The 21,192-nt window shown below is 30.4% G+C and carries 17 protein-coding genes and 1 pseudogene; 17 read left to right on the top strand and 1 reads right to left on the bottom strand.

Annotated features, from left to right (window positions below; all coding sequences use genetic code 11):
• The first annotated feature begins 13 nt into the window (after positions 1 to 13).
• From ACZ2G0_RS11480 to ACZ2G0_RS11415, 14 genes and pseudogenes are all read left to right on the top strand, one after another.
• The gene (locus tag ACZ2G0_RS11480; protein WP_470307777.1) at positions 14 to 1,111 is read left to right on the top strand and encodes a PDDEXK nuclease domain-containing protein; all 1,098 of its coding nucleotides are present in this window, start codon (positions 14 to 16) and stop codon (positions 1,109 to 1,111) included.
• Entirely contained in the window at positions 1,104 to 2,336 is a 1,233-nt protein-coding gene (locus ACZ2G0_RS11475; RefSeq protein WP_470307776.1) for a restriction endonuclease subunit S, read from the top strand. The genes ACZ2G0_RS11480 and ACZ2G0_RS11475 overlap by 8 nt, the downstream gene beginning before the upstream one ends.
• Positions 2,337 to 2,359: 23 nt before the next feature.
• Positions 2,360 to 3,499 carry a hypothetical protein gene (locus tag ACZ2G0_RS11470; protein WP_470307775.1) on the top strand — a complete coding sequence of 380 codons (1,140 nt, stop codon included), beginning with the start codon at positions 2,360 to 2,362 and terminating at the stop codon, positions 3,497 to 3,499.
• Between the two features lie 94 nt (positions 3,500 to 3,593).
• Positions 3,594 to 4,622, top strand: coding sequence for a toll/interleukin-1 receptor domain-containing protein (locus ACZ2G0_RS11465; RefSeq protein WP_470307774.1), 1,029 nt, complete (start codon positions 3,594 to 3,596; stop codon positions 4,620 to 4,622).
• An 11-nt stretch (positions 4,623 to 4,633) separates the two neighbouring features.
• Positions 4,634 to 5,839, top strand: a complete 1,206-nt coding sequence (locus tag ACZ2G0_RS11460; RefSeq protein WP_470307773.1) for a hypothetical protein — start codon at positions 4,634 to 4,636, stop codon at positions 5,837 to 5,839.
• Between the two features lie 8 nt (positions 5,840 to 5,847).
• Positions 5,848 to 6,885, top strand: a complete 1,038-nt coding sequence (locus ACZ2G0_RS11455) for a hypothetical protein (protein WP_470307772.1) — start codon at positions 5,848 to 5,850, stop codon at positions 6,883 to 6,885.
• Between the two features lie 3 nt (positions 6,886 to 6,888).
• Positions 6,889 to 9,921 carry a type I restriction endonuclease subunit R gene (locus tag ACZ2G0_RS11450; protein WP_470307771.1) on the top strand — a complete coding sequence of 1,011 codons (3,033 nt, stop codon included), beginning with the start codon at positions 6,889 to 6,891 and terminating at the stop codon, positions 9,919 to 9,921.
• Between the two features lie 274 nt (positions 9,922 to 10,195).
• On the top strand, positions 10,196 to 11,233 hold the full coding sequence (locus ACZ2G0_RS11445; protein WP_470307770.1) for a ComEC/Rec2 family competence protein: 1,038 nt from the start codon (positions 10,196 to 10,198) through the stop codon (positions 11,231 to 11,233).
• A gap of 2 nt (positions 11,234 to 11,235) precedes the next feature.
• A complete protein-coding gene (locus tag ACZ2G0_RS11440) occupies positions 11,236 to 12,564 on the top strand; it encodes an ABC-three component system protein (RefSeq protein WP_470307769.1) in 1,329 nt (442 codons plus the stop codon).
• Positions 12,557 to 13,090 (top strand): ABC-three component system middle component 1, encoded by a 534-nt coding sequence (locus ACZ2G0_RS11435; protein ID WP_470307768.1) that lies wholly within the window; start codon positions 12,557 to 12,559, stop codon positions 13,088 to 13,090. Before ACZ2G0_RS11440 ends, ACZ2G0_RS11435 begins: the two co-directional genes overlap by 8 nt.
• Entirely contained in the window at positions 13,080 to 16,244 is a 3,165-nt protein-coding gene (locus ACZ2G0_RS11430; protein ID WP_470307767.1) for a hypothetical protein, read from the top strand. Before ACZ2G0_RS11435 ends, ACZ2G0_RS11430 begins: the two co-directional genes overlap by 11 nt.
• Before the next feature lie 593 nt (positions 16,245 to 16,837).
• On the top strand, positions 16,838 to 17,284 hold the full coding sequence (locus ACZ2G0_RS11425) for an Arm DNA-binding domain-containing protein (protein ID WP_470307766.1): 447 nt from the start codon (positions 16,838 to 16,840) through the stop codon (positions 17,282 to 17,284).
• 18 nt (positions 17,285 to 17,302) lie between these two features.
• Positions 17,303 to 17,407 (top strand): annotated as a pseudogene (locus ACZ2G0_RS11420) (phage integrase SAM-like domain-containing protein); the annotation flags it as partial.
• A gap of 75 nt (positions 17,408 to 17,482) precedes the next feature.
• On the top strand, positions 17,483 to 18,082 hold the full coding sequence (locus tag ACZ2G0_RS11415; protein ID WP_470307765.1) for a site-specific integrase: 600 nt from the start codon (positions 17,483 to 17,485) through the stop codon (positions 18,080 to 18,082).
• Positions 18,083 to 18,141: 59 nt separating this feature from the next.
• On the opposite strand, the gene ACZ2G0_RS11410 is transcribed toward ACZ2G0_RS11415, so the two are convergent.
• Positions 18,142 to 18,534, bottom strand: coding sequence for a Fur family transcriptional regulator (locus tag ACZ2G0_RS11410; RefSeq protein ID WP_470307764.1), 393 nt, complete (start codon positions 18,532 to 18,534; stop codon positions 18,142 to 18,144).
• Between the two features lie 238 nt (positions 18,535 to 18,772).
• Between ACZ2G0_RS11410 and ACZ2G0_RS11405 the strand changes: the two genes are divergently transcribed.
• The 3 genes from ACZ2G0_RS11405 to mog are packed head-to-tail and all read left to right on the top strand — an operon-like array spanning position 18,773 to position 21,191.
• Positions 18,773 to 19,681, top strand: coding sequence for an NAD(P)/FAD-dependent oxidoreductase (locus ACZ2G0_RS11405; protein ID WP_470307763.1), 909 nt, complete (start codon positions 18,773 to 18,775; stop codon positions 19,679 to 19,681).
• Positions 19,682 to 19,706: 25 nt separating this feature from the next.
• The gene (locus ACZ2G0_RS11400) at positions 19,707 to 20,654 is read left to right on the top strand and encodes a CobW family GTP-binding protein (protein WP_470307762.1); all 948 of its coding nucleotides are present in this window, start codon (positions 19,707 to 19,709) and stop codon (positions 20,652 to 20,654) included.
• A 6-nt stretch (positions 20,655 to 20,660) separates the two neighbouring features.
• Positions 20,661 to 21,191 (top strand): molybdopterin adenylyltransferase, encoded by a 531-nt coding sequence (gene mog / locus ACZ2G0_RS11395; RefSeq protein WP_470307761.1) that lies wholly within the window; start codon positions 20,661 to 20,663, stop codon positions 21,189 to 21,191.
• Position 21,192: the final 1 nt, after the last annotated feature.

Here is a 21,192-nt window from a genome sequence, read left to right as displayed (position 1 = left end):
ATAAAATTTCAGGATGCAAATACTAGACAATGAATACAAACAATGGCTTTTTGAATTAAAATCAAAAATCCGTTCGTCTCAAATAAAGGCAGCAGTAGCGGTCAATGCAGCTTTGATTAATTTCTATTGGGAATTAGGAAAAATGATTGCCGAAAAGCAAGAAACAGCCACTTGGGGAAATAAATTAATAGACCAATTAGCGGTTGATTTAAAAGAAGAATTCCCAACAATGACAGGTTTTTCGAGTACAAACCTTAAATACTGCCGAAGTTTTTATAAATTTTATAAAGATTCAATTGTGCAACAGTTTGTTGCCCAATTGAAAAATACGAATACTCCAAATAGTCAACAGCTTGTTGACCAATTAGAAGGACAAATATTGACCCAAATTCCTTGGGGACATCACATTTATATTTTTACAAAATCAGAAAATGTAGCACAAGCGCATTTTTACATCCAGCAAACCATAGAAAATGCTTGGAGTCGGGAAACTTTAGCTATGCAAATCAAATCAAAATTGTTTGCAAGACAAGGAAAATCAATAACCAATTTCAAAAATACCCTACCAGAACCGCTGTCCGATTTGGCACAACAAACGCTAAAAGATCCATACGTTTTTGATTTTGTAACAATGTCTCCAAAAATGAAGGAACGAGATTTAGAAAAACAATTGGTGACACAAATCTCCAAATTTTTATTGGAACTAGGGAAAGGTTTTGCTTTTGTGGGACAACAATATCCACTCGTAATTGGAGATAAAGAATACTTTTTAGATTTACTGTTCTACCACATCAAACTCAAATGTTACGTGGTGATAGAATTAAAAAATACTGCCTTTATCCCTGAATATACAGGAAAAATGAATTTTTACCTCTCGGCAGTTGATACACTCTTGAAACTAGAAGGCGATAAACCCACCATAGGAATACTATTGTGCAGGGACAAAAATAATATCGAAGCCGAGTTTGCTCTGCGTGATATTAACAAACCCATAGGAATTAGCGAATTTTCGTTTACCGAAATACTACCCGAAGAATTAAAAAGTAGCTTGCCTACTATTGAAGAAATTGAAAACGAACTACTAAACCGAACTGATTCCCCTGATGAATAATACCATTACAAAATTACAAACCTATTCGAATTACAAACCTTCGGGGGTGAAATGGTTGGGGGATATTCCTGAGCATTGGGAGGTACTTCCTGGTCTGAGTTTTATTTATGAGAATAAAGACAGAAACAAAGGAATGATTAGAAACACTGTTCTTTCATTAAGTTATGGAAATATTCGAGTTAAAGGAGAAAATGAATTAACTGGACTTGTTCCTGAATCATTTGAGACTTATCAATTTGTGAACAAAGGTGATTTGATTTTTAGACCTACCGATTTACAAAATGATACAGTAAGTTTAAGAAGTTCTATTTCTGAATACGAAGGAATAATAACCAATGCTTATTTAAATTTACGTTTTAAATCAAAAGCAAATTCTAAATTTTATCATTACTTTTTTCGTTCAATTGATAACAATAAAATCATTTATGGTTTAGGTTCTGGACTTCGTCAAAATATAAGCTATTTAGACTTTAGAAGATTTCAATTTCCTTTTCCTCCAGTTCAAGAACAAACCGTAATTGCCCAATTTCTAGATGATAAAACTGGCAAGATAGACCAAGCCATTGCCATCAAACAACAGCAAATTGACTTATTAAAAGAACGCCGTCAAATACTCATTCACAAAGCCGTTACAAAAGGTATTAATCATGATGTAAAACTAAAGAACAGCGGTGTGGAATGGATTGGGGAGATTCCTGGGCATTGGGAGGTGAAGAGGCTGAAACATTGTTTAATAATTAATAACGGTTCAGATTATAAACATATTCAAACACACGAAGGTTATCCAGTAATTGGTTCAGGTGGTCAATTCGCATATGCATCTGAATATATGTATGATGGAGAAGTTTTATTTTTAGGTCGAAAAGGAACAATCGATAAACCTTTATATTTTGTTGGGAAATTTTGGGCAGTTGACACAATGTTTTATGCAATTTGCAAGTCAAACAGTTTTTGTAAATATCTATTTTATGTTTCAACAACAATTCCATTTAAGTTGTATAGCACTGCAACTGCATTACCAAGTATGACACAAAGTGACCTAAATAATCATAAAATAATATTACCTCCAATTGAAGAACAAAAAGAAATTTCAGCCTATATAGAAAATGCTACAAATAAAATCGCCACAGCCATTTCGTTAAAAGAGCAAGAGATTGAGAAGTTGAAGGAATATAAGAGTAGTTTGATTGATGGGGTTGTAACTGGGAAAGTAAGGGTTTACTAATTAAGTAAAACAAAAAAACGCATATGCATTTAAGTATAGATTTATTGAATCTTAGATTTTCAAGGATAAGATTTATACAACACGAATTTGATGTTTTTGAATATTATCCAACTAATTTTTATGTACGTGATAAAGATAATAAAGGTATTTTTTCATTAGATATAGTTGACTTGTCTTATTCAACAGCACGAACATTATGCGCTTATCATTTAACTCAAAAGGAATTGTATTTTGATGTACTATCATCGATGTTAAGTCAATTAAATTTTATTGATTCAACACAAACTAATTTTTTGTTAAGCGAATCAAGATACGAACGACTAAGAGACTTTTCAAAAAGCACAAGAATAGGTGAAATGGCACAAGGAATAAATTATCATTTTGTTGCAAAGAGACTTAATTTCCCTTATATCATTGATTTTGATTTAGCTAAAAATAAAACTTTAGCGACTTTAAATATTCAAACCAACGGTAAGAGTCCTGATTTTGTTTTTTTAGATTCAACACTAACTAAAATAGGCTTATTTGAGTCTAAAGGAACTATGAATGGGACAGTTTCATCGACAACAGGATATTTAAGCAAAGCAAAAAGTCAAATAGATGATGTCTATAATCCACCTTGCTTTGACTTTCATTTGCCAATGTGTGTTAAGTATGAAAATAATAATGATGTTAACTTAGCAGATATACCTGCAAATCGTAAATCATCAATTAATTATGCATTGACGCAAACTCAATGTACTGATCCAAAAGATTTAATTCTATTAAAAAAGTTGCATTATGCCTCTTGGTTCTATTTGGTTGGTGATTTTAAAAGAGTAGATTCAATTTTAAATGAAGGTATTGTACCTCCAATTCAAGAGGAAAATGACCCAACTTATGTTTTAGACACTGAAACGGATAACGGAAATCCAATTTATTGGGTAGAAGATCCTTTAAGGTTATTGTTACCGTTGGAAAAAACTGATATTGCTTTGGGACTTTCTATAACATCCCGATATTTTCACGGTGGTGAATTAAAAATTGGCATTTACAAAGAAGTAATGGATAGTTTAATTAATCCGAATGAATCAAATGCAGTTTTTCAAATTCCAGAAAGTAATATAAATTATTTAAGAAAGTATCCTGATGGAACTTTATTATATATTAGAGACCGAAGATAACTTAAAAAGAAGTGATCTACATCTGTCATAAATATTAATACAATGGTTTAATTTTAAGTCAGTAAGAATTGTTAAAATAATAAAATTGAACAGTATGAATTATAGACCAATAACTTTTATATCTTATTCTTGGGATAGTCAAGAACACAAAGAGTGGGTTTTAAAACTTGCTAATTACTTAATAGAAAAAGCAGGCTGTAATGTATTACTAGATCAGTTTGATTTAGCAGCTGGTAAAGAGCTAACACATTTTATGGAAAATGGTTTAGAGAAAGCTGATAAAGTTATTATTATACTTACAGAGGAATATAAAAAAAAGGCTGATTCAAGAACTGGAGGTACAGGTTTTGAATATTCTTTGATATCACAAGGATTGTATGATTTACAATCTAGAAATGACAAGTTTATTCCTGTATTAAGACAAGGTACAAAAGCTACAAGTGCGCCAGTTTACATTGGAACAAAAATTTATCATTCGATGCAAGATGATTCTAAATTCGAAAACAATGCCTTTAATCTAAGTAGAATAATTTACAACAAGCCTGAGATTATTAGACCAAAGCAAGGAGAAATTCCAGATTTTAATAATCCTAATTATGACCCTATTATCGCGATTGCAAATGAAGTTAGTCAAAAAGAAAAGCTAAACAATGAAATAAATCATATTCTTGAATCAACTGTAGGTGTCGAACTTGCAAAAAAAGATGTTGAACTTCTTTTTGATAAAATTAAAGAAAAGGCACAACTATATACTGAGAAGACAGATTTTAAATTTAAAACAGAAAGAAAAAATGGATATAATTCATTGCTAATTACTTCTATGGGGTATAGCGTAACATTAAGTTACGAGAATAGTATTGTAAATTGGGTTCGGGATGCTGAATTAACAATAAAAATGTGGAATGGATATTTATCAATTGAAACACCAATTCATCATTTCCCAGGGGATGAACCAAAATTAATTAAAACTATAAAGTCAAAAGTAGATTTAAATAATTTGAAAGAAGTAGTTTGGAGAATTGATAAAGACACTGTAATAAAAAGTGAAGATATCATTAGTAAGGTTTTTGTCTTTATTATGGAGTCAATTCAAAAAGAGAAAGAGAAAAAATTTCGTAAGTAGAAAAAAATATAATGCAGTTAATATCAAATAACAGTACTTCAAACCATCTCGATTGTATTCTTCAAAATTTTGAAGATGCAAATGAAATATGGATGGCTACTGCATTTTTAAAAATGTCTGGACTTAACTTGTTATTACCATCAATAAAAAAACATTTAAAAGCAAACAAACCTATACATATCATAGCTGGACAAAACTTTGGATTAACTGAACCTGATGCTTTACGGGTTTTACTTGATTTATTTATTTCTAAAAGAAACGCAAATTTATATTTAGAAAATGCAGTAACTAGTCAAAAAGTATTTCATCCAAAATTATTCCTGTTTAAAAAAGTTAATAATGGTGTAGTAATTTCTGGTTCTGCCAATATTACAAAAGGAGGTTTAATTAGCAATGAGGAAGTTTCTATGAGTGTAGAAACATTAACCTCAAATATAAATTGGGAAGATGCGGTTAAATATTTTAAAAGAATAACTTCTAATGAAAATGCAGATCTTGTTAATTTATTGGTAATTGGTCGCTACAAACATTTTTATAATGAACAAAAAACAGTTAGAATAAAACAAAAAATAGCTCCAGATAAAAATTCTAATGATTATAGCTTTAACTATGAAAAATTAAAAACAAGGTTAAATAATTTTGATTTACAAGAATTTTTATTATTGTCAAAGGAAAGAGAAAAACACTATAAATATGCTAAGCAATTATTAGATGAAATTGTTATTTCAAATAGATTAACACAAAGTAGATTTAAAGAAATAATTGATTTACTTGTTGGTAAAAAAGGACAAAAAGCTTTATGGAAAAGTGGTAGTTTATTTAGGCATAGGGAAAAAGTATATCATTGTAAAAATGAATTTAAATCATTGGTAAAATTCATAAAAGAAAATCAAAAATCTAGCCACGAAATAGTATTTGAAAGAGCCAAAGAGCTTGTAGAAAATGTTGATGGTGCTCGAATAAATTACGTTACAGAAATAATGTTAACTTACCAACCTCATAGATTTGCTAATTTAAATAGTAATCCAATAAAAGTATTAAAAGAAGAAGCTGGTATATATTTTAAATCTCATAGTAGTTCATATAACGGCTATGATTATAAAGAATACAACTTAATCATAAAAGAAATTTGCGAAGAGCTTGGATTAAACAATATGATGGAAGCTGATAGTTTTTTTAATGAAATTTATTGGGAGTTAAAAAAAGAAAGTAAATAAATATAAAAATGAGTAAAGTACATTATTTCCAAAGATATCATCAAAAAGAAAATGTTGTAACAAACAACACCCTGTTATTGTTTTCTAGATTATACAATTATTCCCCTAATAAATTCAAACAATTTATTGACACTTTAACAGATATTGAAATTAATGTAGGCGTTGACTTTTCACAACAAAGTAAAAGTAAATCATCTGTTCCTGACGGTATAATAACTCAAAGTAGCTTTAAAATAGTTATTGAAACCAAGTTGTTTGATAATTTCAATAATTATCAGTTGACAAATCATTTAGAAGAATTTAATTCTGAAAAAAAACAAATACTGCTAGCTTTAGCTCCTGAGTATATTAATGATAATCAGAAGAACAAACTAATAGAGGAAGTAAGTAATTTTAATATAGATAAAAAAAAGAACATTAATTTTGTTAATGTAACTTTTAAAAAAATTATCGAGACTTACCGAGAGATAATTTTTGACTATGATGTTGAACTAAAAGATATTATTGATGACTTTGAAGATTTTTGTAGTTTATTCGGTTTATTACCAAATAACAATCCTAGAATGCTAGTCATAGCTTGCGGATGGACAATTAATCATAATTTTAGAAATAGTGTATACTATGATCCTGACGATAGAGGATATTCAAGATGTACTCATATGGGTATTTATAAAGATAAAAAAGTTCAAGGTATTGGAAAAATAGAAAATATTATTACTGCTCATATTGATAATGATGGAAATTTAATTGTTACCAATCAAACAAATGGAGCCCCAACTAATGAGCAAAAACAAAATATTATTAATATTGTTAACGATGCAAAAGTAGATTTAGGATGGAATATTTCAGAAGGTCATAAGTTTTTCTGTGTGGACTCATTTGAAAAAACGTCTTTTTTAAAAAACACTCCAAATGGTTTATTTGGTAGACGATACTTTGATATTAATGACTATGTTGGTGAAAAGTCAGATATTGTTTTAGCAACAAATAAATATGCAGAAAAACTAAAAAAGATTGATTGGGAAAAGAATATAATAGAATCATAAATTATGCCATCACAAACCAACGAACAAGCTCTAGAATCCTCCATAGAAAAAAAACTTACTGGTAGTTCTCTCGAAGAATTAAAGCAAGAAGGAAACATACAAGACCGCAAGGAATTGTATCGATCAGGAAATGGCTATTACATTGGCTATGCTAATGATTTCAATGCAAAATATGCTATTGATGAAGTTCGCTTTTGGCATTTTCTAGAAACAACTCAACCAGAAGAGTTAGCCAAACTGCAAAAACAAAACGATTGGAAACTCAAAATCTTGGAGCGTTTAGATCGTTTGATTAAAAAATACGGCATTCTGCGTTTGCTTCGTAAAGGTTTAGAAGTTGATGATGCACACTTTACACTAATGTATGTCTTGCCTTTAGCGAGTAGTAGTGCAGGTGCAAAAACTAATTTTGAAAACAATGAGTTTAGTGTTTCTCGCCAAATTAGGTATTCCGTACTCAATCCAAGAGAAGAAATCGATATGGTTATTTTTGTCAATGGTTTACCCGTTGCAACAATGGAACTCAAAAACCATTGGACAGGGCAAAATGCCAAAGTTCACGGTCAAAACCAATACAAAAACAAAAGAGATACAACCCAACCCTTATTAAATTTTGGGCGTTGTATTGTACACTTCGCAGTCGATACCGATGAAGTCTATATGACAACCAAACTCGATGGAGTTAATACTTTTTTCTTGCCTTTCAATTTAGGGTATAATTTTGGCAAAGGCAATCCGCCAAATCCTTTTGGACATAAAACTTCCTACTTATGGGATGAAGTTTTAACACGTGAAAGTTTGGCAAACATCATCCAGCATTTTGTGCGTTTTGATGGCAAAGAAACAGAACCATTAAGCAAAAAGAACTTATTCTTCCCCCGATACCACCAAATGAATGTGGTTCGAAAACTAATAGCCGATGCCAGTAAAAAAGGAGTAGGACAAACTTATTTAATTCAGCATTCTGCGGGTTCAGGCAAATCAAATTCCATCACTTGGGCAGCCTACCAATTAATAGAAACCTATCCCGAAAGCGAAAATACACCAGGAAGTAAAGGAATAAATAATCCGTTATTTGATTCCGTTATCGTAGTAACCGACAGACGTTTATTAGACAAGCAATTAAGAGAAAACATCAAAGAATTCTCAGAAGTTAAAAATATTGTAGCCCCCGCTTATTCTTCCAAAGATTTAAAAGAAAGTTTAGAAAGTGGCAAACGTATCATTATTACCACCATTCAAAAATTCCCATTCATTGTGGATGGAATTGCTGATTTAGGTGACAAACGTTTTGCAGTAATCATTGATGAAGCACACAGCAGTCAAAGTGGTTCCGCCGCCGATAATATGAACCGCGCTATGGGAAATATGAACTCGGAAGAAGAGGAAGAAGATCCACAAGATAAAATTATCGAAATAATGCGTTCTCGTAAAATGAGTACGAATGCTTCTTATTTAGCTTTTACCGCTACACCAAAATCAAATACCCTAGAAAAGTTTGGGGAATTGCAAGAAGATGGAAAATTCAAACCGTTTCACTTGTACTCGATGAAGCAAGCCATTGAAGAAGGCTTTATTTTGGATGTTTTGGCAAATTACACCACTTACAAAAGCTATTACGAAATAGAAAAATCGATAGAAGAGAATCCATTATTCGACACTAACAAAGCTCAAAAAAAATTAAGAGCATTTGTAGAACAACACAAACAAACCATTGCTATAAAAGCAGATATTGTGGTCGAACATTTTACTACTAAAATTGTCAATACCAAAAAACTAAAAGGCAAAGCCAAAGCAATGGTGGCAACTCAAAGTATTGAATCAGCCATTAAATATTTCTTTGCCATTCAAAAAATACTCAAAGAAAAAGGAGAACCTTTCAAAGCGTTGATTGCTTTTTCTGGAAAGAAAACTATCGACGGAATAGAATATACTGAAGACAGCATTAATGGTTTTGCAGAAAAAGACACTCGTGATAAATTTGATACAGACGATTATAGAATATTAGTAGTAGCCAACAAATACCTCACAGGTTTTGACCAGCCCAAACTAACCGCAATGTACGTGGACAAAAAATTGCAAGGTGTTTTGGCCGTGCAGGCGTTATCCCGATTAAACCGATCCGCTAATAAATTAGGAAAGAAAACAGAAGATTTATTTGTATTGGACTTTTTTAATGCTGCAGAGGATATGAAAGAAGCTTTCGACCCCTTTTATACTGCAACATCACTAAACAAAGCTACAGATGTAAATGTATTACACGAAATCAAAGCAGTTTTAGACAATACGGGAGTTTACGAATGGGCAGAAGTAGAAGATTTTGTAGATAAATATTTCAAAAAAGTAGATGCACAATTACTAAGTCCAATTATAGACGTAGCTGCAGACCGATTCAATTTCCAATTAGAATTAGAAGACGGCGAGAAAGCCGATTTTAAAATAAAAGCCAAGCAGTTTGTCAAAATCTACGGTCAGATGGCTTCTATTTTGCCTTATGAAGTAGTCAATTGGGAAAAGTTGTTTTGGTTTTTAAAATTCCTAATTCCAAAACTTATTATTGTAGATAGCAGTATTGACGCACTAGATGAATTATTAAATTCAGTCGATTTGTCTACGTACGGTTTAGAAAGGGTTAAATTAAATACAAGTATTTCTTTAGACGATGCCGAAACCGAATTAGATCCACAAAATCCAAATCCTAGAGGAGCGCACGGAACAGATAAAGACGAAGATCCTTTAGATTTAATTATCAACAGTTTTAATGAACGCTGGTTTCAAGGTTGGGATGCAACTCCAGAAGAACAAAGAGTAAAGTTTGTGAGTCTCGCCAAAAGCATACAAGCCCATCCAGACTATGCGGTAAAATATTCTGAAAATACAGATGCTCAAAATCGAGAAATTGCATTCAAGAAAATATTTGAAGATGTTATGGCACAACAACGTAAAATAGAACTTGATTTATACAAAAAAGTAACCCAAGATGACGCTTTTAGAATAGCAATGCAAGATACTTTGAAGAGGATATTGAGTACTTAAGTCTAACTCATAGCAAGTTTTATTTTTATAAAAAGGTGGAATATAATTGGCTTTACTTTATTACTAATAGTATAACTTGTTTTATTGCTTAAAAATTTAATTATTTATTCTTTCTTTAAAGAGGAACTCAAATAGTGGCATTTACAGTTATTAAGTAATATTTTTATAGTTATGAATTCTTTTAAAGGATTTACATAAATTTATATTACTATTGTAGTTTATTGGCAAAAAAATAAGATTATTAAAGGAAGTTTAGTAACTCAAAATATTATTTATGAAAATTAAATTTTTACCAGCTTTTAACGGTGATTCAATATTAGTTTCTTATAAAGATTCTGAAGGAAAAAATAGAAATATTTTAATAGACGGAGGAACTCCAAAAACATATCAGAGAACCTTAAAGCCTGAACTTGAGAATTTGCCACAAAATGAATATATTGATTTGTTAATTGTTACACACATAGACGACGATCATATTGGAGGAATTAAAGAATTATATCAAGATACAACATTTGATAGAAGTTTTATTAAAAATGTATGGTTCAATTCTGGTAATTTAATCTCTGATTATTTTAAAGAAAATAGAGATGAAACAAGAGAAGTAAACATTATTTTAAACGATCAAACTAACATGAGTGTTGATCAGGGTATAACATTGGAAAAAGCACTTATAGCTGATGGGCAATGGTCACAATCCCTCATTAAAGTAAGTGATCCTATTTTGGTCTTTGGTTCAAAAATCACTATTCTTTCACCTTCTAAAAAAGGATTAAAAAAATTAAATAAAAAATGGCAAACAGAAGTTGATACAAAAATTAATATGTCCGATGAACATGACGATTTTTCAACAACTATTTCTGAATTGGTAGAAAGAAAGTTTACTCAAGACAGAGCGGTTCCAAATGGAAGTTCAATAGCTATTCTTATTGAGAATACTGGAGGTAAAGCACTATTGCTTGGAGATGCACACCCATCAGTAGTTATTGACTCATTAAAAAACCTTGGATATAGTAATCAAAATAAGTTAAAGGTTAATGTTGTAAAAGTCTCACATCATGCGAGCAAAGGAAATACAAAAAAAGAATTATTATCTTTAATTGAGTGTGAAAAATATGTAATAAGTACAGATGGCAGTAAGCATGGACTACCTGATAAAGAAGCTATCGCTAGAATTATAGAACATAATCCTAATTGTAAATTATATTTTAACTATGACGATTATTCAAATGATTTATTTCTTCCCGAAGACTTCGAAAAGTTTAAATTTGAAATCTGCCTTTTATCACAAATGGAATATACAATAGATTTATAAATATGCTATCAATAGAAGATAAATTTAGATTTTTTTCCGTAAAAGTTAATAATGGTAGCGGATGTATTTTTCAACCAAATACACTAGAGTTCACATACGTACTCTCAGTGAAACACAATATTGAAAAACCCGACAAATCTATTTGTAGTGTAGATGAAATTGTAATCAGTAGAAATAACGGTGACATTGTTCCTGCAACAGAACTTCACATACATGATAGCTTAGATTTAATTTTAATCATTGTTCCTTATTTAGGAGACAAAGATTATATTTTAACAGCAGAAGAGCCATTACGGAATGAAGCACTACAAGTTTTTGGATATCCCACTTATCTTAAGGATGAAGTTGTTAAAAGTACAAATCTCTCCTGCATATGCGGGCTTGAGCAAATAAAGAAAATATCTTATGAAATTATAAGTGAAAATCCAATGTTTACTTTTAATAGAAGTGCCGCCAAAAATGTAATCGGTTTTTCGGGAAGTGGTATATTTAAAATAGATGGAAATAATCTTGTATTAAAAGGTATATTTCCAAGACTTAATGATCCAGAGGCTGCTCATAATAAAATAAATGGATTTTATATTGAAGGAATAAATGAAATAATAAGGGGAAATAATCTACCCGAATTATTACCAGATTACATGTGCAATTTTTCATTTTTGAAAAATGAAACTTTTGACTTGCAAGCTGGTTTTGCAAGTCAAAACATTGAATTCACAAAGAATTTTCTTAAGAGTAAAACTCAAGAAATTATCAACAGTCCATTGACTCCCAGTGAAATTAAAAAAATATTTGAAAATAGATTATTATTATTCAATCAAGATAAAAGTTTTTTGCAATCCAAAGGAATTTGGATCTTATGGTTGGAGTTTCTTACGATTTTAAATATTGTTAAAAAAGAGAATTACACTATTGAAAAAATTAAAGATATATTTAATAAAATCAGATTAATCTCTGTAGATGGCGATGGTGATTGGTCTGATCAATTAACTAATATGGTATATTCGGATTACCGAGGACTGAAAAAGGATGGCATTGTAATAATTGGAATATCTAAACCACCAGCAGACGAAGAAACTTATATTTTAGATAAAAGAATTCCCCACATAGCTAATGCTATTACAGAGAAAAGAAAAGGACATGACAGAGAATTGTTACAAATAGATAATGGAATTACTTTTCCTCTAGAGGATTATAAATTTATTCATATTGAATATTTTAAAAAAAAGTCAATTATAAAAAAGCATACTGAATATGCTGATATTGTAGATGACGATGTATTGTTAGAAAAATTGATTATTGAGTATAAAATCTTATTAGAGCATGAGTAAAAATATAATTGAAATTTTAAATGAAAACTTTTTGCAACAAGAGTTTAATCTATATCAAGGAGAATATGGAGGTTCAATTAATGCCTTTTTTATAAAAAGTGATACTGAAAAAACACTAAATGAAACTTGGGAAAAAATACGAAATATGATTGGAGTATATTTTCAATCCAAACTTGAATCAGAATTCGATATGTGGAATATTTATTTATTTTATATCACCTCAGATGTTAGCAAAGAGTTAAAGCATAGAATTGAACATGATACAATATCTAGTCGAAAAATCGTTGTAAATCACCAAAAGGAAATGAGTGATGCTGACTTCAAAGATTATCTTTTTTCAGAACATATTACAAATATAAATTTGAATGTTAACCTTGCTGATAAAGTAAATCTGAAATTTTCAAAAAATAAGGTTTTATCTGTAATCATAGATAAGATAGATCTTTCAAAGGCAAAAAAAAATAAAGATGATTTTTTTGGAGAAGCACTTAAACAAATTGAAAAATCACTGACAGATGAAGTTTAAAAAAGTAGAAATACAAGCTTTTAGAGCTTACGAAGAGGTTATCAATGGAACTTTTGATTTTAATATTTCAAAAGACAATCAAGAAGTAACAGCAGATTTTGTTTCAATTTTTGCTCCAAATGGTTTTGGGAAAACCTCTTTTTATGATGCTGTAGAATATGGTCTAACTGACAGCATAGATAGATTTTTAAAGAATGTAAAACTTAATAAGGAAGCTGCTAAATCAGAAAGACAACTTAACTCAAATCAAAAGGGTCAGTATCTTTTGAGAAATAAATATGCACCAGATAGTTTAGATACAGAAATAAATATTCATTTTACAGATTCTAACATACCATCTATAAAAAAGAAAATAGATAGAGCGAATAGAAAAGGTACAGTAGATTTTCATTTTACTGAAAGTAAGGTACAAAACAAATATTTTCAATCAGTTATACTATCACAGGATTGGATTGATGCTTTTTTAAAGGTTGAAGATCCCTCAGCTCGTTATGATAAATTTATGAGCTATTTCGGAGATAAAAAATTAGATGACTATTATAAAAAAATAATAGAACTGATTAATCAGAACAATAAAACAATTGATGATATAAAAACAAAATTAACTGGAGTTCAACAAATATTAGATTTCTCAGGAGATAAGGACATTCTTAAAAAGGTCAATGATAAAATCATTGAATTGAATACCTTAGATGAGAAAATTAGTCCTATACTGGAAACTTACAGCGAAACTGAATCATTTAATCTATCTAATTTCATTTCAGAGAGATTAAATGACATCAATTTCAAAAATAAGAAACAAGAGGAACTGTTAGCGTTTATTGCCAGTGTTTTTTCTGAAAGTACAGATGTAGTTGGTATTGAAAATTATTTTAATTCAAAAATTGATTTTGTAAAATCGGATAAGGCTCAGATAGAGATACAAAGTCTCCTAGAAAAATTTAAACAAAGAGCCAAATCAATTAATGAATTAAATCAGATTGCAGAAAATCAGAAACAATTAGTACTAGAAAAAGAAAAGATTGAAAGTATTTTTAAGCTTTTTTCAGATTATATTCAGATTCGCGATGAGATTTTAAAAATTGAAGATCAAATTGCAAAAGAAAGTGACAAGGAAACAGAAATAGGGAAAGATGTTTTGAATTTAAGAATTCTTGAATCTGATCAAATTAGTACACTTGAAAATCTAAATAAACAAATCAATGAGCTAGAATTAAATATTGAGAACCTGCCTCAATTGAATAAAATATACAATAATAACACTATTAAATCTGTAGATCTAAAAAACAAAATCGATAGTGAGGAACTGAAAATTAAACCTTTGCAACAATCCAAACTAGATTTGGAATTACAAATTAAAGAATTAAACAACGCTGTCCAAAATATTGAGAAAAAACTCTATCCTTCAATTAACGAAAAACTTTTTTTTGATTCTAAAGATTTAATACTAGAAATTGAAAAAAATGAAAATGATCTTAGGGAAAAATCAAAAAGTCTTGAGCTACTTAATGTCCAAATTAAAGGACAAGAGAATTTAAATAAAGATATTGCCAATTTCATTTTAAAAGGGGCAGAGATAATTGATAAAAATCAGGAATCTACATGCCCTCTTTGTAACTTTGAATATACCACTTTTGTAGAACTTTCACAACGAGTTGCTAATAATAATTTATTATCAGAACTTTTATCATCACTATTAAAACAACGTACTGATATTGAAGTTCAAATCGATTCAATATTGGAATTGTTAAAAGTAAATATTGAAAAACTTACCAATTCACTAAATAAAAATATCGCAGAAAAAACAGGTATATTGTCAAAACTTTCAATGAATATAACGGACATTGAAATTTCTAAAAAAAGCTTAACTGCAGAATTGGATGAGTTAAAGCAAAGTTTACAGAAATTCAATGTTATGTTAGCTGGTGTTTCTTACGAAGATTATACTAAAATGCAGGAAGATAAATTACTTAATATTAAAGTAGAATTGTCTGTTCATAATCCAATAATTGAAAAAAATCTAATAGCTTTAAAATCTAAAACTGCAGAACTTGAAGCTATTACCAATAGAATTAAAACATTTGAAAAAACAATACTAGAATTAAAAGAGAAAGAAACTTACATAAAAATCACAGAGTATTATAAATTTGAATTTCCCAACCAAGAACTAGAATTAGGCTTATTAGAGGATGAACTAAGAACTGTTACAAATGGCGTAGCGTCTAATATAACACAAATTGATGAGCTTCAGAAAAGTATTAAAGATTTAGACGAAATACTTAAAAATTATACTGAAGAATCAATTGATAAAGAATTATTATTAAAAACAGAAGAGAAAAATAGGTTAGTAAACAAAATCCTTTCTTTTGAACAAGATCTTAAATCAATATTAGAAATTGATTCTAATACTTTAGATAAAGAATCATTGATCGAACAATTAAAGGAAAAGAGAGATAAGATACAAGTGACATTTAAAAGAAATGAACAAAAAATCAAAAATTATAACTTGTTAACTGAGCTGAAAAAAAATGTTGAGCCATACTTAAAATATGAGCAAGCAAAAAAAACTGAATCGGAACTAAAGGAGAGAAAATCTTTTCTTGAAAAGAAAATAAAAAAAGAATTAGAAATAGAAAAAAATGCTGTTTCAAGCTATCTTGGCAAAAAAATTAAATCATTTTTTTATGAAGATATTATTAACGATATATATCGCCGTATAGACCCTCATCCTGATTACAAAAAGATAAAATTTATTTGTGACTTTAAAGATGATAAACCAAAGTTAAATGTTTATCTACTCAAAGATGAAACGTCTGACGATCCAATAATTCCAAACCTCTATTTCAGTGCTGCTCAATTAAATATTTTGAGCTTAAGCATCTTTTTAGCGAAAGCGTTAAATGCAACAGACAATAAAGGTATTCCCATAGACTGTATTTTTATTGATGATCCAATCCAATCAATGGATAGTATAAATGTACTATCTACTATTGATTTATTCAGAAGTATCATGGTAAATCAAAATAAGCAAATCATATTATCAACGCATGATGAAAACTTTCACAATCTTTTGCAAAAGAAAATACCTTCAATTTTGTTTAAGTCAAAATTCATGGAATTAGAAACTTTTGGTAAAGTAAAAAGAACAAATTAAAAACTATTATTTACTTAAAGAGGACTTTACCAAGTCAGTCAAAAACTTCATTTTTTCTATGTCGTGTTTCGAATTTTATCACTTAAAATTCATTAAAATTGAATATATTTAAAGTGGATATGCAAACAGAAACTGTACTATGGTGTTAACAAATTTTCTTCAACTCGTATAAAAAATGGTCCGCCTTTAGGTTCTTAAGGGGCACAAAAAGACAAAAAAAGCCATTGGACAATGGCGTTTTTTTTATAATTATACTATTTTAGGTTTTCAAAAAATGTCAAAATAGGTATCAAGTGTTCGACTGCAGACCCTGACAGCCCACAAGTTTAATAACAAACGGTTTTAAAACCCTATAAATCTTATGATTTATAGGGTTTTTTCTTTTGGGCATCCCTCAAATTATTCATTCAATCTTAATTGGAAAGAGATAAAATCGAGACCCTTAAAATTTCACAATTTAGGGTCTCGCTAAATGGTCTCAATCCTTACAAACAGTCGTACTAACAACCAGTTCAATACTTATTCAGAATATGTACATCTTGTTTCTTACCAATTAGAAAATTAAATTGAATACTAATTAAAAGGTCACCACGATGAAAGCAAAAATCACACTTCACATTTATGCGAAAACCACAAAAGCTAATACAGCTGGACAACTACCAATTTATATTCGACTAACGGTTGACGGACAACGTTTCGAATTTAGCTCCAAGAAATTCATTGAAAAATCCAAGTGGTCTCCAGAATTATCCAAAATGAAAGGCAGCACGGAAGAAGCTAGAACAATAAATAACTATCTGGATTTAATGAAATCTAAAGTTTTTGATATTCAGATGGAGTTAATTCATAAAAATGAAGAATTATCCCTGGAGAATTTCAAGTCAAGAATATTAGGAACCCATCAGCGGGAGAGAATGATCATTCCAATTTATCAAAGTCATAATTACAAAATCGAAGAACTTATAGGCAATGGTTATGCCTATGGAACTTTAGAACGTTTCAAAATATCTTTGAAACATTTACAAGAGTATATTTTATGAAAATACAATCTTTCAGACATTAGCATTAATAAAATTGATTATGCCTTTGTTACTGAATTTGAATTCTATTTACGAAGCGTTAAAAAATGCAACAACAATACTGCTGTAAAATATGTTAGAAATTTTAGAAAAATAATTAAAATTTGTCTGGATAATGATTGGTTAGATAAGAATCCGTGCAGCCGATACGAAGGAAAAATGAAAGAAGTCGAACGAGATTTTCTTACTGAAGAAGAGTTAAATAGAATTTACAACAAAGGGTTTTCGACAGAAAGATTAACTTTAGTGAAAGATATTTTTATTTTCTCTTGCTATACCGGCTTGGCTTATGTTGATGTAAAAGGATTGATGAAAGATCACATAGCAATTGGCATCGATGGAGAAAAATGGATTTTTAAAAACCGTCAAAAAACAGATACCAAATCCAAAATTCCAGTTCTACCCATTGCTCAAGAAATCATTCAAAAATATGCCAATCATCCAAAGTGTATAAATGAAGATAGTGTCTTACCAATTTTGACTAACCAAAAGATGAATGCTTATCTAAAAGAAGTTGGTGATCTATGTGACATCCCAAAAGAAATCACTTTCCATATGGCTCGACACACTTTTGCGACTTCGGTTACACTTACCAATGGAGTTCCAATCGAAACCGTAAGCAAAATGTTGGGACATAAAAATATTCAAACTACGCAACATTATGCTAAAATTTTGGATAAAAAAGTAAGTGAGGATATGATGATTTTGAGAGATAAGTTTTCAATGATGGGAAACAATCCAAATCAAAAAATAATCTAATTTCAAAATGAGAATCTCAAAAACAGTAATTCCAAATAAACTGTTTTTGAGATTAAAAACTAATTATTTTCAATACAATTAGGACACAATCCCGATAATGTAAAATTGACCTCTTTTACCAAATAATTATCTGGAATTTTATAGGTTGGTTCCACCGAATCTAAACAGGTTACCGAAAGGCATTTTTCACAATTAAAATGTACGTGATTATGCGTATGATTATGATCGCCGTGATTATGATGGCAACTCGCATATTTGACCGTTCCGTCTGGCGTAGCAATTTTATGAATCAAATCTTCATTGACCAAGCGATCTAAAATTCTGTAAATAGTAACTCTATCACATAAATCGCCCGTCAATTTTTGAATCTCGACGTGTGATAATGCCACTTCAGAGTGTGTTATCAATTCCAAAATAGCAGTTTTGGAGGCCGTGTTTCGTGTCGCTTTCATAATTACAAAAAAATATATAACGCAACATTGTTGCGATTAATAAAATACCCAGTATATTTGCAACAAAATTGCAATAGGCAAATGTACAAGAAAAAGAAGAAAGAATCAAATACCCGTTATAGCTATTATTTAAATTCGAAAGATTTGAATTATTGGATTTTGGCTTTTGACAGGTTGGATGTACTTCGACTGCATTAGCCTTGCCTTTTTATTAGCAGCAGATATAAACTTTAAAAATATGGCCAATAACACCAATTTTGATGTACTAATTATAGGCGGAAGTTATGCAGGGCTTTCAGCAGGAATGGCTTTGGGGAGGGCTTTAAAAAAGGTGTTAATCATTGATAGTGGACAACCTTGCAACATTCAGACGCCACATTCTCATAACTTCATAACCCAAGATGGAAAAACACCAAAAGAAATTGCAATTTTAGCCAATCAACAAGTGGAGCAATATGATACTGTAAAATGCTACAACGGACTTGCAATAAGTGGTAAAAAAACAGCAAAAGATTTTGAAATCACAACACAAACCAATGAAATATTCACTGCTAAGAAATTGATTTTTGCTACTGGTGTAAAAGATATAATGCCCGATTTAAAAGGATTTTCAGAATGTTGGGGAATTTCAGTAATTCATTGCCCTTACTGCCACGGTTATGAATACAAGAACGAAAAGACAGGGATTTTAGCTAACGGAGATGTCGCTTTTCAAATAGCAAAAATGATTCGAAACTGGACAACCGATTTGACCATTTTCACAAACGGAGCATCCACATTGACAAAGGAACAGACTGAAAAGTTAGAAAGCCATCAAATTAAAATCATTAGCACTGAAATTAATTATTTAGAACATACGAATGGTCAGTTAAAAAGTATCGAATTTAAAGATGAAACTTCATTAAAAATAACTGCCTTATATGCCAGACCAAAATTCGAACAACATTGTACTATTCCAGAGGAGTTAGGTTGTGAATTGACGGAACATAACTTGATACAAACCGATCTTTTTCAAAAAACAACGTTACCGGGAGTATTTGCCTGCGGCGATAATAACACTATGATGCGATCAGTCGCTAATGCAGTCGCTATGGGTGGCTTGGCTGGTGTAATGACAAGTAAAGAATTATTTGAAGAAGAATTTTAACGATAAAAATATTCAAAAAAGTAGAATGGCAAAGGCAAAGAAAATTAACGTTTACATCATTACTGGATTTTTAGGTTCGGGAAAAACCACACTTTTGAACAATTTATTACAACAGTTTTCTAACGAAAAAAATGTAGTCATAGAAAACGAATTTGGCAAAATAAACATTGATGCCAGCTTGGTAAACGGAAGTTTTGAGGCCGTATATGAATTGACCAATGGCTGTATTTGCTGTTCGATAAACAACCAATTACTCGAAACATTAAGCCGAATTGATGCTTTAGAAAATCAACCCGATAACTTATTTATAGAAACCACTGGGGTTGCCGATGCGGGAGAATTAGCAGCAACTTTTAAGGTTCTTTATGTTGCAGAATCTTTTGATTTAAAAAAAATCATCACGGTGGTTGATGCCGAAAACATACTTTTCTATAAGGATACTAATGCCGAAGTACAAAAACAGATTGTTACGGCAGATTGTATTGTCATTAACAAAGCTACTTTGGTTACTACCAAAATAATCCATGAAATAAAAGAATTTATACAAACCATAAATCCATATTCAAGTATTCATTTATCTCCAGCTGGCGCTTTGGACCGATTAAATTTAGCGACCGAAAATATCGAAAAACCACTAACTCCAAACAGCATTTACAAATCTGAAAGTGCTCATAAAATCAAAACAGTACTTTATGAAACAGAAGCACTTTTTGATATTCAAACCTTAAAATACGAGCTTTTCAAAAATCTCTACTTGTATTACCATCAGATTTATAGAATAAAAGGCTATGTGTTGAATGCTGATAATGAAGTGTTCTTGGTGCAAACTACAGGAAAAACGGTCGTTATCGTACCCGCAGAAAAGCACATAATTACAAAAAGTCAATTGGTTTTTATTGGAAAAGAATTAGAATTAAAAACCATAGAACGATTGGTAAGAAGTGCAATTATTAAGAACAAAAAACCGAACTAAACCAAAATGGAGAAAATAAAAATTGGAATTCTTACAGTTTCTGATCGAGCAAGTTTAGGAATTTATGAAGATTTATCAGGTCCTGAAATCAGGAAAGTGGTCGATAATTACACCAATTATTGCTGTGATTTTGTTTTTGTGATTGTTCCCGATGAAGAAGAACTAATAATAGAAAAACTAATTTATTTATCCGATACAGAACAATGTAGTCTGATTTTTATCACTGGAGGAACAGGCCCTGCTTTGCGTGATGTGACACCCGAAGCCACCGAAAAAGTCTGCCAAAAAATGCTACCCGGTTTTGGCGAACTGATGCGGAAAGAAAGTCTTAAATACGTACCCACAGCCATATTATCAAGACAAACGGCTGGAATTCGAAACCAAACTTTAATTGTCAATCTTCCAGGAAAACCCGCCGCTATCGAACCTTGTTTGGAAGCCATTTTTCCAGCAATACCCTATTGTATTGATTTGCTCGAAGGACCATTTATGGCTTGTAACCCAGAAAAGATTCAAATTTTTAGACCAATAAAATAAT

This window comes from Flavobacterium sp. KKT103, from assembly GCF_055640565.1.
The sequence above is the reverse complement of the archived record's forward strand: the minus strand, read 5'-3'. Positions and strand labels throughout refer to the sequence as shown.

Coding starts and splice junctions, on each gene's coding strand:
- ACZ2G0_RS11430 (WP_470307767.1), top strand. CDS start 13,080: ATGAAGTTTAAAAAAGTAGAAATACAAGCTTTTAGAGCTTACGAAGAG.
- ACZ2G0_RS11445 (WP_470307770.1), top strand. CDS start 10,196: ATGAAAATTAAATTTTTACCAGCTTTTAACGGTGATTCAATATTAGTT.
- ACZ2G0_RS11415 (WP_470307765.1), top strand. CDS start 17,483: ATGAAAGAAGTCGAACGAGATTTTCTTACTGAAGAAGAGTTAAATAGA.
- ACZ2G0_RS11405 (WP_470307763.1), top strand. CDS start 18,773: ATGGCCAATAACACCAATTTTGATGTACTAATTATAGGCGGAAGTTAT.
- ACZ2G0_RS11465 (WP_470307774.1), top strand. CDS start 3,594: ATGAATTATAGACCAATAACTTTTATATCTTATTCTTGGGATAGTCAA.
- ACZ2G0_RS11475 (WP_470307776.1), top strand. CDS start 1,104: ATGAATAATACCATTACAAAATTACAAACCTATTCGAATTACAAACCT.
- ACZ2G0_RS11480 (WP_470307777.1), top strand. CDS start 14: ATGCAAATACTAGACAATGAATACAAACAATGGCTTTTTGAATTAAAA.
- ACZ2G0_RS11435 (WP_470307768.1), top strand. CDS start 12,557: ATGAGTAAAAATATAATTGAAATTTTAAATGAAAACTTTTTGCAACAA.
- ACZ2G0_RS11460 (WP_470307773.1), top strand. CDS start 4,634: ATGCAGTTAATATCAAATAACAGTACTTCAAACCATCTCGATTGTATT.
- ACZ2G0_RS11470 (WP_470307775.1), top strand. CDS start 2,360: ATGCATTTAAGTATAGATTTATTGAATCTTAGATTTTCAAGGATAAGA.
- ACZ2G0_RS11400 (WP_470307762.1), top strand. CDS start 19,707: ATGGCAAAGGCAAAGAAAATTAACGTTTACATCATTACTGGATTTTTA.
- ACZ2G0_RS11455 (WP_470307772.1), top strand. CDS start 5,848: ATGAGTAAAGTACATTATTTCCAAAGATATCATCAAAAAGAAAATGTT.
- ACZ2G0_RS11425 (WP_470307766.1), top strand. CDS start 16,838: ATGAAAGCAAAAATCACACTTCACATTTATGCGAAAACCACAAAAGCT.
- mog (WP_470307761.1), top strand. CDS start 20,661: ATGGAGAAAATAAAAATTGGAATTCTTACAGTTTCTGATCGAGCAAGT.
- ACZ2G0_RS11440 (WP_470307769.1), top strand. CDS start 11,236: ATGCTATCAATAGAAGATAAATTTAGATTTTTTTCCGTAAAAGTTAAT.
- ACZ2G0_RS11410 (WP_470307764.1), bottom strand. CDS start 18,534: ATGAAAGCGACACGAAACACGGCCTCCAAAACTGCTATTTTGGAATTG.
- ACZ2G0_RS11450 (WP_470307771.1), top strand. CDS start 6,889: ATGCCATCACAAACCAACGAACAAGCTCTAGAATCCTCCATAGAAAAA.